10 protein-coding genes are annotated in these 12,712 nt (G+C 44.0%); 4 read left to right on the top strand and 6 right to left on the bottom strand.

Going from position 1 to position 12,712, the window contains the following annotated elements:
* Positions 1-159 precede the first annotated feature (159 nt).
* The gene (locus AC0L6H_RS02825; protein WP_473392450.1) at positions 160-1,488 is read left to right on the top strand and encodes a GH1 family beta-glucosidase; all 1,329 of its coding nucleotides are present in this window, start codon (positions 160-162) and stop codon (positions 1,486-1,488) included.
* A gap of 32 nt (positions 1,489-1,520) precedes the next feature.
* Positions 1,521-3,047, top strand: coding sequence for an MFS transporter (locus AC0L6H_RS02820; protein ID WP_473392449.1), 1,527 nt, complete (start codon positions 1,521-1,523; stop codon positions 3,045-3,047).
* 453 nt (positions 3,048-3,500) lie between these two features.
* On the opposite strand, the gene AC0L6H_RS02815 is transcribed toward AC0L6H_RS02820, so the two are convergent.
* The 3 genes from AC0L6H_RS02815 to AC0L6H_RS02805 form a co-directional block, all read right to left on the bottom strand.
* Positions 3,501-5,066, bottom strand: coding sequence for a sugar porter family MFS transporter (locus AC0L6H_RS02815; RefSeq protein ID WP_473392448.1), 1,566 nt, complete (start codon positions 5,064-5,066; stop codon positions 3,501-3,503).
* 104 nt (positions 5,067-5,170) lie between these two features.
* Entirely contained in the window at positions 5,171-6,679 is a 1,509-nt protein-coding gene (locus AC0L6H_RS02810; RefSeq protein WP_473392446.1) for a hypothetical protein, read from the bottom strand.
* Positions 6,643-7,635, bottom strand: a complete 993-nt coding sequence (locus AC0L6H_RS02805) for a serine/threonine protein kinase (protein WP_473392445.1) — start codon at positions 7,633-7,635, stop codon at positions 6,643-6,645. Before AC0L6H_RS02805 ends, AC0L6H_RS02810 begins: the two co-directional genes overlap by 37 nt.
* A 171-nt stretch (positions 7,636-7,806) precedes the next feature.
* Between AC0L6H_RS02805 and AC0L6H_RS02800 the strand changes: the two genes are divergently transcribed.
* Positions 7,807-8,403 carry an ECF-type sigma factor gene (locus tag AC0L6H_RS02800; protein WP_473392443.1) on the top strand — a complete coding sequence of 199 codons (597 nt, stop codon included), beginning with the start codon at positions 7,807-7,809 and terminating at the stop codon, positions 8,401-8,403.
* Between the two features lie 8 nt (positions 8,404-8,411).
* On the opposite strand, the gene AC0L6H_RS02795 is transcribed toward AC0L6H_RS02800, so the two are convergent.
* Positions 8,412-9,299, bottom strand: coding sequence for a hypothetical protein (locus AC0L6H_RS02795; RefSeq protein ID WP_473392442.1), 888 nt, complete (start codon positions 9,297-9,299; stop codon positions 8,412-8,414).
* 318 nt (positions 9,300-9,617) lie between these two features.
* Between AC0L6H_RS02795 and AC0L6H_RS02790 the strand changes: the two genes are divergently transcribed.
* Entirely contained in the window at positions 9,618-10,274 is a 657-nt protein-coding gene (locus tag AC0L6H_RS02790; protein ID WP_473392440.1) for a hypothetical protein, read from the top strand.
* Here AC0L6H_RS02790 and AC0L6H_RS02785 read toward each other — a convergent pair.
* Both AC0L6H_RS02785 and AC0L6H_RS02780 read right to left on the bottom strand, forming a co-directional pair.
* The gene (locus AC0L6H_RS02785) at positions 10,271-10,531 is read right to left on the bottom strand and encodes a TIGR03643 family protein (RefSeq protein ID WP_473392439.1); all 261 of its coding nucleotides are present in this window, start codon (positions 10,529-10,531) and stop codon (positions 10,271-10,273) included. The genes AC0L6H_RS02790 and AC0L6H_RS02785 overlap by 4 nt on opposite strands.
* Positions 10,532-10,595: 64 nt before the next feature.
* On the bottom strand, positions 10,596-12,608 hold the full coding sequence (locus AC0L6H_RS02780) for a tetratricopeptide repeat-containing sulfotransferase family protein (protein WP_473392438.1): 2,013 nt from the start codon (positions 12,606-12,608) through the stop codon (positions 10,596-10,598).
* Between the last annotated feature and the right edge of the window lie 104 nt (positions 12,609-12,712).

The following is a 12,712-nucleotide window of genomic DNA, read 5'->3' as shown; positions in this document are numbered from 1 at the left end:
CTAAAGCGCTTATAATTATATTGTCAGCTTGGGGTTTATTGTGTATCGTTTTGTAAGCGCTTTCAAAAGTGGTTTTGCAAGACCTTAGCATATTTCAAAAGGCGCAGAGCATAATTAGAAAAAACAAATAAATAATAAGAAAGCAGAGGTTTTCGCTCAATGAAACAACTATCTTTACCCGCTCGTTCAGCCCTTTTATCGAAGCAATTTGTCTATGGTGTGGCTACCGCTTCGTTTCAGATTGAAGGTGGAATAGCTGATCGTCTCCCATGTATTTGGGATGTTTTTTGCAGTAAAGAAGGTAAAATTGCTGACCAATCAAATGGGGATGTTGCTTGCGACCACTACAACTTATGGCAGCAAGATCTAGAAATTATCGACTCACTAGGCGTTGATGCTTATCGCTTGTCTATTTCATGGCCTCGAATTATGACTCAAGATGGCCAAATAAACCCCACTGGCCTAGCGTTTTATACGAATATACTCGACGAACTAAAACGGCGTAATATTAAAGCTTTTGTCACCCTTTATCATTGGGATCTGCCCCAGTATTTAGAAGACAAAGGCGGTTGGTTAAACCGCGATACGGCTTATCATTTTGCTCGTTACGCAGATGCTGTGACTAAAGCATTTGGCGATCGCGTGTTTTCTTATGCCACTTTAAACGAACCATTTTGTAGCGCTTATTTAGGCTATGAGCTGGGTGTTCATGCTCCGGGTATAAAAGGCCGAGAGTTTGGCCGTAAAGCCGCTCATCACCTTTTACTTGCCCATGGTTTGGCCATGCGAGTACTTAAGAAAAATAGCCCAAATACTCAAAACGGAATAGTGCTTAATTTTACCCCTTGCTATCCACAAAGCCAAAACGAAGGCGACTTAAAAGCAACCGCCTTTGCCGATGACTATTTAAATCAATGGTATATAAAACCCATTATGGACGGCGCATACCCCGATATCATTGAGCAGCTAGAGCCAGAACATAGGCCCGATATTTTTGCCACAGACATGGATATTATTTCGACTCCACTAGATTACCTTGGCGTTAACTTTTATACCCGCTTGCATTACCAAGCAAGTAGCACTGATTTTTATGATGAACTTGCGCATCGAGCTCCTATGACTGACATTGGCTGGGAAATTTATCCAGATGCGCTGCGCGATTTACTTATTTCTTTAAATGAAAAATATACATTACCACCGATTTATATTACTGAAAACGGCGCTGCCATGGCCGATGTATTTGAAAACGGTGAAGTGAACGACTGCGATAGAATTGACTACTACCAAGGACATTTAAACGCAGTGCATGAAGCCGTAGAACAAGGCGTGAATGTGAAGGGTTATTTTGCATGGAGTTTAATGGATAACTTTGAATGGGCCGAAGGCTACTTGAAACGTTTTGGCATAGTGCATGTTGATTACACCACCCAAGTACGCACGATTAAAGCCAGTGGAAAAGCCTATCGCAAATTGATTACAAACCGCTAGGCAATAGAACAATAATAAGAGAACCGCGACAGATGAATAATAAACTTCCCTTGTATGAAAAAGTCGGTTACGCCATGGGTGATGCCGGCGCGAATTTAGTCTGGCGCGGAGCGCTTGCGTATTTAGCCGTGTTTTATACTGACACTTTTGGTATTTCTGCTGCGGCTGCGGCTCTATTGTTTTTAATTGTGAGGCTTTCAGACGGTGTAACAGATATTATTATGGGTATGATTGCGGATCGCACGCAATCTCGCTTTGGTAAGTTTAGGCCGTATATTTTGTACTCAGCGCCGTTTTTAGGGCTGTTTATGGTGCTTTGTTTTACTACTCCTGATATTAGTACTACTAATAAACTCATTTATGCCTATGTCACATATATTGGTTTAACCCTTGCTTACACGGTCAGTAATGTTCCTTATTCAGCACTTATGGGTGTGATGACTAGCGATGATGTTGAGCGTACCAAATTGTCGGGTTTTCGCTTTGCTGGTGCTTTTGCCGGCGGCTTGTTGGTAATGGGCTTTTTGCCAGAATTAGTCGCCTACTTTGGTGAAGGAGACGACGCTAAAGGCTATCAACTTACCATGTATTTGTTTGCTAGCTTATTGATTGTATTAATGATTATTACATTTTTAAGCACCAAAGAGCGCGTAATCCCGCACGCATCTAATGAAGCTAGTTTAAAGTCTGAGCTACTTGATTTAAGTAAAAACCTTCCCTTTATTATTTTGCCATTGCTAGCGACGACTTTGTTCTTTTACTATCGAGGCATTTACAGCGGCTTGTTTTTTGTTGTGGTTATGTCGTTTATGACCTACTTCATCAGAAAGTTTTTGGCCAAAGATAAACGCAGCCTAACAGGCTCTCAGCAAGATATGGTGGATTTACTGACAAATAAACCTTGGTTGATTTTGTTGGGGATAGGCTTTTTAACCATGATGTTTAATGGCATAAAGTACGGGGTGATTGCTTATTATTTTAAATATCATGTAGGCGATGAGCTGATGGCTGGGCAATATTTTATTGGTTTGTTGATTGTGTCTATTTTAGGGGCGCTGGCCACGGGTAAATTGGCTGAATATCTAGGCAAGCGTAATCTATTTATTGTGGCATTGATTGCCAGTGGTTTGTTAACGGGTGCATTTTATTGGGTGCCTAGTAACAATATTGTGATGGTCTTTGTGTTTGGGTGCGGTGCTGAATTTTTCGCGGCCATGATGCCTACACTTTTCTTTAGTATGCTTGGAGATTCTGCTGACTATTCTGAGTGGAAAAATAAACGCCGTGCTACAGGGCTTATCTATTCAGCGGGCACCTTTGTGCAAAAAACCGGTGGTGGTTTTGCTGGGGCTTTGGTTTTGGTTGTGTTAGCTGGCTATGGCTACAATGGTATGGATGATTCAACTATCGCGCAGTCTCTACCTGGCATGCAATTACTGATGAGCTGGATACCAGCCGCCTTCGCTTTTTTAGGCGCTGCTTTGATGACCTTGTATCCGCTGTCACCAGCGATGATCAAAACAATCGGCGCTGAATTAATGGTAAGAAGGGCAAGCTAACACGTCTCACACCTTCGCCATTACTACCCTCAGCGTTATATTACTGCGCAGGCTTTAGCTAAATCGTCTTTCTTGGGAAGGCACAATACTGCCAATCGTCATGCTCGCGAAGGCGAGTATCTTCTCAAAAGCTTAGTAAATCCGATAAAAGCCTGCGTTTTTGCGTGTGATCCTAGAGATTCTTGCCTTCGCAAGAACAACGCTTGTTAGGACTCGTGCTTAAGCGACCAGTATTATGCGAAGGCAGGAATCTGCTTGTTATTACCTCTTTCATCCTATACATAGAGGATGTTTTAGGAGATCTCAGCCTGCGCTGAGATGACGAGGGAAGAGGCGCTGAGATGACGGGGGAAGAGGCGCTGAGATGACGGGGGAAGAGGCGCTGAGATGACGGGGGAAGAGGCGCTGAGATGACGGGGGAAGGGGCCCTGCTAGAGGGCCGATTGCTTGTTGTTATTCTTTGCCCGCTAGGGTTAGTTCGAGCTCTTCTAGGCTTTTGCCTTTGGTTTCAGGCACTACTTTTATGACGAAGGCCAAGCCGATGACGGCAAATACGCCGTAAATGGCAAAGGTGGTTGCGGCACCTAGGTTGGCCAATTCCCACGGGAAGGCAAGTTGCACTAAAAAGCTGACAATACTGTTTACAATGCCTACCACCGAAATAGCTAAACCGCGCAGATGGTTGGGAAAGATTTCAGAAAATAATACCCACATGACCGGCCCTAGCGAACAGGCGAAGGAGGCCACAAAGCCCAAGATCCCAATCATAATCAGCGTAGCATTTAAGGTCGCAGCACTTTGAATAAGAGCGCCTTGATTAGCTTGAAAGGCTTGCTCACCAATGAGGGCGATAACCGCGCGCTTATACTCTACATCGCTGGTAAAAACTTGGTCTACAAGGGGGCTTAATAAGTCATGTTTCAGTAGTTCTGAGAGCACGACCAAATCGGCGCTGGTGAGCTGATAAGTAGCCATGCTATAACCAATCGTACAAATAGTCATACTAATGGCCACACCGCAAAGGCCAATAAGAAGTAGGGGCTTGCGGCCGAGTTTGTCAATCACCGCCATGGCCACCAAAGTAAACACGATATTGACGATACCTACCCAAATAGCTTGGGCAAACGCGGCATTGGTGCCTACGCCACTTTGCTCAAAAATACTGGGCGCATAAAAGTAAATTGCGTTTACGCCAGTTGCTTGTTGCGAAATACCAACCACTAAACCAATCAGCAAGGCCAAGCGCATTTTGGGACCCACAACTTCTTTTAAACGGGTGAGTACAGGCAAGACTTTGTCGCCGGTGGTGGCCTTGATTTCAGCCATGGTGCTAAGTAGAAATTCGGCCGACGCTTTTGGATACAAGCGCTTTAAAGAATGTTCGGCTTCATTTTGTTTTTGTTGTACCAATAACCAGCGTGGGCTTTTAGGTACAAAAAACAAAGCGGTAAACCATATAAAGGCAGGTACAATTTCCATACCCAGCATCCAGCGCCAAGTGTTGTCGGCAATACCCAGTTGTTGAACTAAATCGGTACTGCTTTGGCTCATTTGTAAAATTGTGTAGTTAGAAAAATACGCGGCCGATATACCCACCACAATGTTGAGTTGGTTAATAGACACCATTTTACCGCGGCTTTCGGGTGGACAAATTTCAGCTATGTAAATAGGAGCAATCATTAATGAACAAAAAGCTAGACCACCAATAAAACGAGCGGCGATGAGGGTGTCGTAGGAAGGCGCTATGGCAGAAAGTAAGGCGCTCACAAGATATAAAAACGCAATGCCCATTAGGGTGTATTTGCGCCCAACGGTGTCAGAAATATAGCCAGCGCTGATGGTGGCGAGGATCCCACCTAAGGTTGGGGCCGCTACCACCGCACCTTGTTGAACCGAGTCTAGGCCGAATTCGACGCTAATTTGGCCAATTGTGCCCGATATAACCGACGCATCAAAACCAAATATGAAGCCGCCCAAAGACACAATAATGGTGTACATCACCACGGGGTTAAATCTCATTACGCTACCACCTTTTATTTTTATTTTTTTAAACGCACATTGTTAAGCGCTCAACACAAATAGTAGCGTAATGCTTAGCAAAAAGCTCTAATGATTAATTTGGCTCAATCAAAAAGCGCATTCATGCTTTTAATTGCCTTTCCTGTTTCGCAATCAACAACGCGTTCTGGCAACCTGTTGGCAGCGTTTAGCATATATTCGGGGAGTGAATTTTTTGCCGCAAGTGGGCGCAGTAGTGTTTCTGCGATCCTTAAGCTTTTACAGGTGTCTGGGCGATTGTCCATGTCTTTGTGCATGTAGGCTAAAATAATATGCGAAAAGGCCAAGCTGTATATATTGGCGGGTAGCTCTTTGGTTCTTACCGATTCGGCGAGTTCATCTACCACGCCTTGTTGCACAATTAGCGCTTGCTCAAAATCACCTTGTGCGGCTAGCAGTTGCGACTTTGCTTCGCGCATTTGTAGAGATAAGCGGTAAATAGCGGCGTCTTGTTCTTCAACCGCTTTTAGCCTCTCGGTGTATTGCGTGGCGCGGTCTAGAAAATCACTAATTACTTGTTCATCGTCAAGACGGGTGGCAGAGCCATAGCCCATAAAGTTTGTCCAAGCCAATATATAGAGCAACATAGGGTCGTTCTTTTGCTCGGCTTCTAGGCCCGCGAGCTTCTCGTGTGCTATCAGAAAGTCAGCCACTGCGTCGGCGTGTTCTTCTTCAACATAATGTGCCATGGCTAGCCAGTAATAATAGTAGTTTTCGTCTTGGGCTTTTAAATAACTATTTTGTAGTTCTTGAGGCCACTCGGTGGTGTCGTTTCTAAAGGCGGTGGCATAGGCGTTAATTTGCGCTGAATCACTTGCTTGGTCAGCCCATTCTAGTGAAGCATTGCGTAAACTTCTACGGGTTTTATGCCAAAGTAGGTTGCGCTCTTGTTCTCTCACCGACTGCATTAGTAGTGTGGCTTCATCAATAAGCGTTTTGGCTTTGTTTATGTTGCCGTCGTTGTGCGTATACGCTAGGGCGCGAGCAGCCAAAATTCCTACTCTTGTGCTTATCATATCAACGCTAGATGGCAGCTTTGCTTCAAGCGCATCAAGCAAGTTTTCTGCTGTTTGCAGGTTTTCTTTGGCGGCTTTTTGCATGCCCAAATTTGGTTGCGCTGGAACACCGTAAATATAGGCTAGACGCAAGTAGCCTTGAATGGTTTCGAGTTTTACATCGACCGAGGCTTGGTCTTGGCCAGACAATATCGCTAAGTAGGATTGCGCTTTGTCTGCTAAATGCGCTCTGGCGCTAGTGGTGCCGGCTACGCGGCTAAGTTGGTCAAACAACTCAAATATTTGGTAGGTCGACAGCTCTCTGATTTGGTCAAAGCGATTGTTTGCTTGCTCAAGGGCGTTTTCAGCGCGATAGTATTGGCTTAATGACACTAGTAAAGAAATCACCAGCGCGAGTGCGGTGAAGGCTGAAATAAACACGCCTTTGGTGTGGCGCTGCGTGAATTTTTTGAGGCGGTAACTTGGTTTTATAGAATGCGCAGCGATAGGCATTTTTTGGCGGTAGTTTTTAATATCTTCCATTAGTTCATTGACTGTTGCGTAACGGTCTTGTGGCATGAATGCAGAGGCTTTGGCGATAATCGAATTGAGCTCGGGGCTGCTTTGTGTTTCGCGCAGTATTGCGGCGAGTAGTTTTCCGAGGGAGTAGATGTCGAGTAGGGTTGATGTTTGGGTGTATTGTGCTTGTGCTTGTGGCTCCTTGTTTTGGTTGGGTGGTGCTTGTTTTCTTTCGGGGGCGGCGAAGCCGGGGTGAAGCTTAGGCTTGCTAGGCTTTGTGCTGGATTTTCGTTGTTCGTGAATGTTGGGTCTGATTCGTCTTGCTCTACTAGGGCTTTGGCAATGCCAAAGTCGATGAGTTTAACCTCGCCGTCGTTTGTGACCATAATGTTTGAAGGTGTTATGTCGCGGTGAATAATAAGGTTTTGGTGGGCGTAGCGCACCGCGCTGCAGACTTTATTAAACAGTTGTAGTATTTGCTCTTGATTCAGGTTGTTAGTGCTAATCCAATGCAAAAGTGGCGCACCGTCAACGTATTCCATGATTAAATAAGGTTTACCATCTTGTGTTTTGCCACCGTCGTACAAGCGTGCAATATTGGGATGAATCAACTTAGCAAGGGTTTGTTGCTCTTGCACAAAGCGCGCAATAAGTTTGTTAGAAAACGCACCTTCGCGGATAATTTTTATGGCAACGCATTGGTCAAAGTCACCTTGGTCGCGCTCGCCTTTATACACAGCACCCATCCCGCCTTGACCAATAAAGGCGGTAATTTTGTATGCGCCTATTCGACTAGGATGATTGTGGCTGGCTTGGGCATCGGTGAAGGCGTTGCCCGTTAACATTTGCTTGTCACCGCGCCGCTCGATGGCAAGCAAGTGCAGGGCTTTGGCTAAAAGCGCTGGCTGATCGCGGGCTTCGTGCTCAATCCATGCTTTACGTTTGCTTTGTTCAATATTCATTGATGCTTCAAATAAAGCAAGAGCCTCAAATTCAATATTATTTTTATCAGTCATGGCGATTACTTCTCACTCATTAGGCGTTGATGCACGCGCTTTTGGCATTGCAAGCTTGGGGACGTTCGCTTCGTAGCCTTATTTCTTTTGCCTTTGCTTATTGTGTTTACGATAAAGCATGGCATACTTTTATCATTGTCTATTTTTCATGCAATTGCTAGTGGTGATTAGATGTTTGATGTAACAACGCCCTCCAATGAAGAAGAAGTGAAGGCTTTGCTCCACGATTGGCGCGCAGGCGACAAGTCGAGCTCAGCAGCTGCTTCGCAAGTACTGTTAGGTAAACTGTATGCCCAGCTCAGTAAAATATCATCATCAATATTGCGCCATGAAGGCACGATAAGTCTAAGCACTGGCGATTTAGTCAATGAGGCAGCCTTACGCATAATCAATTTACATAAAATAGATTGGCAAGATAAAGCGCACTTTTTGGCTTTATCAGCCAAAGTAATGCGTCAGGTACTTATTGATCATTGCCGTAAAAAAAGAGCGTTGCGCCGCCAACATGAAAACGTCACATTAATCACCTTATGCGAACCCGTTGATGAGGAATGTATTGACTTAGCCTTGCTTGAAGAAGCCTTACAAGAACTACAGGCAATTGATCCGAAACGCGTGCAAATAGTCGAGATGCGTTATTATGGCGGCTTGTCACTGCAAGAAATTGCTGAGGTAATGGGCGTGTCTGTGTCTACCGTTAAACGTAACTGGCGCTCTTCAAGAGTATGGCTACTAAATACCATTGAAGCCAAACAGCTCATTACCTAAGCTCAACGTTAGCGTGCTTTTCTTGCTGATATACGCAGTAAAATCACGCCAAATGCCATACTAAACAACGCAATTGCACTAGGGCTACTTACGTTGTTAGCAGGCGGAGGAGGCGGGTTGCCTAAGCCCATAAACGCTCCTGAACTTGAAAACCCTTCTACGCCAGCTGCAAAGGTTTGGCCAAACTGCGCTGTATTTAAAAAGTCTGCTTCGTATTCAACAATACCACTGCCTAAGTTAGGTGAGACAATCATGTTTGTAAACGCGAAGATATCAAATACTTCGTAGTCAGATTCCAGTTCTATACTGCCAAATACGTCGGCGTAGACTTCCATGCGTTCAAAATCTTCCATGCCTTCAACGATGTCGATAACTTCGTTAAATTCAAATAATAGTGGGTCGAAATTGGGGTTGTTGACGAAATTATTCCACTGCACTTGTCCCGCTTTATAGACCGCTATACCTACGTTATAAAGCAAGTTTGCAGGAGGCGCGTCGTTTACTATGGGCGCGCCACCAAATATATCGAGAATGCCTTCAACAGCGAAGCTTAGGTCCCAGTTTGTACCAGCGCCGCCGGTTACGGTAATACGTTCGCCAAAACTACCAAAGGTTTGTAAGCCTTCAAGAAAGCTGTTTTCGGCTGCATACATTTTAACGGTTCCTGCGGCCAAATCGACCTCGGAGCTTGAATAGCCAACAACGCCTTGGTCTTGCATGCTATTTGTGTCGCCATTAATGGTTATGCCGTCGATTAATTCACCTACGCCAATACGCAAGGCCGGTCGCACAAAGTAATTAGGGTCGGTGACCATTATGGCGGCTTGCACCGATTGAACGGTCATAAGTGTGGTCAATGCGGTAAAGCCCAAAGCGGCCAATTTTCTATATTTCATTTTATTATTCCCTTTCAACAAATGATGATAATGCGCTCTTTTTCTTGAGCATTAAGCGAGCTTCATGTGTTCTTTTTTTAAAAATACAGAGGACTCTATTAGTTAAGGCGTAAAAACAGCTTGAAAGGGGTCAATTATTTATATATTTTTTTAATTGCTTTATTTACAAGGTAAATATTTGCGTTTTTTGTGGTATTGACTATGCTTATTACTTACTCTTTTATAAAAGAATTCTGTAAAAGTGTCTGAAAAAGTACTAAACTATTTACTGCGAGAAAGTTAAGACGGACTGTCTAGATAAAAAGGGAATATCATAAAATGAAATTGATTTTAAGCATCATCGCTTTGTCTATTTTGTTGTTTGCATCGCTTACAAACGCTACCGTTGTAGAATCTAAAGATTGGTCATTCAAAGAAACTGATGAAAGTGTAGATGAAAGCTCCGAACGTTATGACGAAAACGGTCGCTTGATCTGCGCCAGTGGTGCGTGCCCTAACGAGTATTGGGCCTCCTCGGGTGAAATTTCTGACGCCTTTGCCATCGCAAAACCTGACGCTCTGCAAAGCGTGCAATCATCCATTCCAAAGTTACTTGGTGCTTCCTTTCCCACCTTATGCACAAACGAACTAGGCAATGACTCTGATAAAACTAACTGTGTTCAGCGAGGTTGGTTGCGCGAAGTAAAATCCGCTACCACAACACAAGGTCTTGACGTGAACAAGCCTGAAGAATGTGAGTTCTTTTCCTGTTTTATTTCAAACTTCCCTTCATTGTCTTATTACCCCAAGAACTTTTCTGATGAAGGCGCTTTTAGTGCACCTTCTGTGTCGAGCTTTTGGAGCATAAATAACGTGAACACCCCTAGCTTGGCGATGCTATTTATTATGGGTTTATTTGCGGTCACATCGGTACGTGTTAAAGCATGGGTGAATAAAACTACACACCGACTTATCCATAACTATAAAAGCCATTAACGTTTATATTGGGTTGGGCAGTAGCCTCGGCTTACATCTTTACTGCGCAGTTTTAGGTGTTTAGTTTTGCGCCCACTTACCCGCGACCGCCAATTATTAAAAGTTTTGCGCTTTATATTTGCGCGCATTAGTTTTATGACCTCAGGCTCTGATAAGCCATACAGCCGTTCTATTGCTTCAAAGGGAGTACGGTCCTCCCACGCCATTTCAATAATGCGCGATCTATCTTCGTCCGAAAACGTGCTTGTATTAGACATGTTTTTACATTCATTCCTATCTACTAAAACACAACTTATACGATACCTGAACAAATATAGATTATTAGGGCTTTGCTTTTAGCGCGTTTTCTAATTCTGTTAGGTAAGGCGCAAAATGTTTCCAGTGGGCAAGGCCGCTTTTGTAAATGGGCTGGCGTACTTGTTGCGCACTAGGCGTTTTCACTGCGCGCTTATTGTTATGAAAATCGACGCAAGCTTGTTCAAACTCGAGCCCGCAAAAATCTAGCATGCGCTTTATTTGATTTTCTGTGTCATTGACCACGTCTTCGTGCTGTACCAGCAATATCTCATTAGGGAAAATCGTTTGCCAATGATCCATCAGCTTCACGTAATTTTGATAGTACTTACCGATGTCACCGAGGGAATAGCTAAACTCTTGGCCTTCGCCAAAAAGTTGTTTAAAGCCACTGAAGCAACATGCCATAGGCTCACGCCTTGCATCAATAATTTTGGCATTAGGCAAAATAAGTTTGATTAAGCCAACATGCATGTAGTTATTGGGCATTTTATCAATAAAATAGGCTGCGCCTTGGCGATAGACTTGGGTATCTTGAATGAATTTTTCACCAAATTTGGCAAAAAAGTCCTGTGGTATTTGCCCTAGGTTGTTTGGATAAGTGGCTTTGTTTCCTTGCTGCTTACTAAGTGTTGCTGCCAAGCCTAATATTTCATGTAGCTCCATGGTGCCATCTACTTGAGAATGCGATGCAAGAATTTGCTCTAGCAAGGTGGAGCCTGCACGCGGCATGCCCACTATGAAAATAGGCGCGGGATCGGGATGTCCTTTTTGCCCTAATTGGGCAACTAATTCTGGCGTAAAAGCATTGATTTGCGATTGTATAAATTGCGCGTGATTATCGCTTGAATAACTTAGGCTAGCCCGTTGTAGCTTATTGCCTAGATCATAATGGGTAAATGCGTTTTTATACTTTTCACTGCTCGAGAGTGTCTCGCTAGCCGGCATATCCTCATAGGCTTTACCTAACGCAAAATGCAAATGTATTTTGTCTTTGTCGCTTAGCTCTTGGTTTTGTGTGCCTTTGTGCATCGTGTTTATTTCGTCTTGTGAAAACACATAGGTTTTGGTGTTAGCTAAACTCCAATAGGCATCACCGCAGTAGGGCTCAAGCTTATATGCCTGCTGATAGGCGGCCACCGTTGCGTTTATATCACCTTTCGTTTTGTAGGCGTGGCCCAACAGCAAATACACGTTTGCTTCAGCTTGTTGCTTGGCTACGATCTCTTTGTAAATTCCAATAGCTTCTATGAGCTTGCCAACACCCACTAAGGCAGTCGCTTTAGCGACCTGATAGAAAATATTGTGCGGGTCTTGCTCGATGAGCTTGTCTGCCAAGCTTAAGGCTTTGGCAAATTTGCCCAGCTTGCTATAAATTTTAAATAACTGATATTTCGCTTCATGCTTAGTTGGCGCAAGTTCTACGCAGGTTTCTAAAATAAACTCCGCTTCAGACACCGCTTTTAAGGCCAGCGCTATGTCGGCTAAGAGCATGAGTCCGTCTATTGAGTGTTTGTTTTCTTGCAAGTAACGCCTGCACATAATATCGGCGTCACTAATTTTACCGTCGTAGAGAAGGTCGGTCGCGGCCAAAATAGGCTTTGGCAGCTTGCTTAATTGTTTAATTTGCGTCTCACACAGTTTTACCGCTTCTGTTTGATTTGCCTGTTGATATATGGGCAGTAGTGCTTGCCAGCTTGATAGTAGCGCGGGGTTAATTTTGGTGGCTTTGTAAAAATGAATGCTAGCTTGTTTACCGTCATCAAGAGCTCGATAGTTGTAGCCTAGTTCTTGAAATGCCCGTGAATGCTGCGCTTGAATGGCAAGCAACGAATGTAAGGCGCTTATGGCTTTGTGATGCGCTTGTTGCAGTCTGTAACTAACCGCTAGTAAATACCAGCACATGACTTGGGATGCTTGGTCGATGTCTTGCTTGAGTAGGCTAAGGGCGCTTTGTTCAGCCACTAATAGCTTACCTTGAACAATGGATTGTTGAATATTGCTAAGCGCCTGAGCGGGTGAAGGGCTATTTACTTGCATGGGGTAATAACGCGCCTTTATTATTTTATTGCTTTGTAATTTAACATAAAAAGCCCCTATTGAAGGGGCTTTGATGCTATTTATTTGCTGCTATGTAGCGTTTT

The organism is Glaciecola sp. G7-5, from assembly GCF_055808975.1.
This window is presented reverse-complemented; position numbering and strand designations above follow the sequence as displayed.

Bases quoted from the DNA above. Each gene is read 5' to 3' on its own strand.
- AC0L6H_RS02805 (WP_473392445.1), bottom strand. From the start codon at position 7,635: ATGACTGATAAAAATAATATTGAATTTGAGGCTCTTGCTTTATTTGAA.
- AC0L6H_RS02825 (WP_473392450.1), top strand. From the start codon at position 160: ATGAAACAACTATCTTTACCCGCTCGTTCAGCCCTTTTATCGAAGCAA.
- AC0L6H_RS02800 (WP_473392443.1), top strand. From the start codon at position 7,807: ATGTTTGATGTAACAACGCCCTCCAATGAAGAAGAAGTGAAGGCTTTG.
- AC0L6H_RS02790 (WP_473392440.1), top strand. From the start codon at position 9,618: ATGAAATTGATTTTAAGCATCATCGCTTTGTCTATTTTGTTGTTTGCA.
- AC0L6H_RS02780 (WP_473392438.1), bottom strand. From the start codon at position 12,608: ATGCAAGTAAATAGCCCTTCACCCGCTCAGGCGCTTAGCAATATTCAA.
- AC0L6H_RS02785 (WP_473392439.1), bottom strand. From the start codon at position 10,531: ATGTCTAATACAAGCACGTTTTCGGACGAAGATAGATCGCGCATTATT.
- AC0L6H_RS02810 (WP_473392446.1), bottom strand. From the start codon at position 6,679: ATGCCACAAGACCGTTACGCAACAGTCAATGAACTAATGGAAGATATT.
- AC0L6H_RS02795 (WP_473392442.1), bottom strand. From the start codon at position 9,299: ATGAAATATAGAAAATTGGCCGCTTTGGGCTTTACCGCATTGACCACA.
- AC0L6H_RS02815 (WP_473392448.1), bottom strand. From the start codon at position 5,066: ATGAGATTTAACCCCGTGGTGATGTACACCATTATTGTGTCTTTGGGC.
- AC0L6H_RS02820 (WP_473392449.1), top strand. From the start codon at position 1,521: ATGAATAATAAACTTCCCTTGTATGAAAAAGTCGGTTACGCCATGGGT.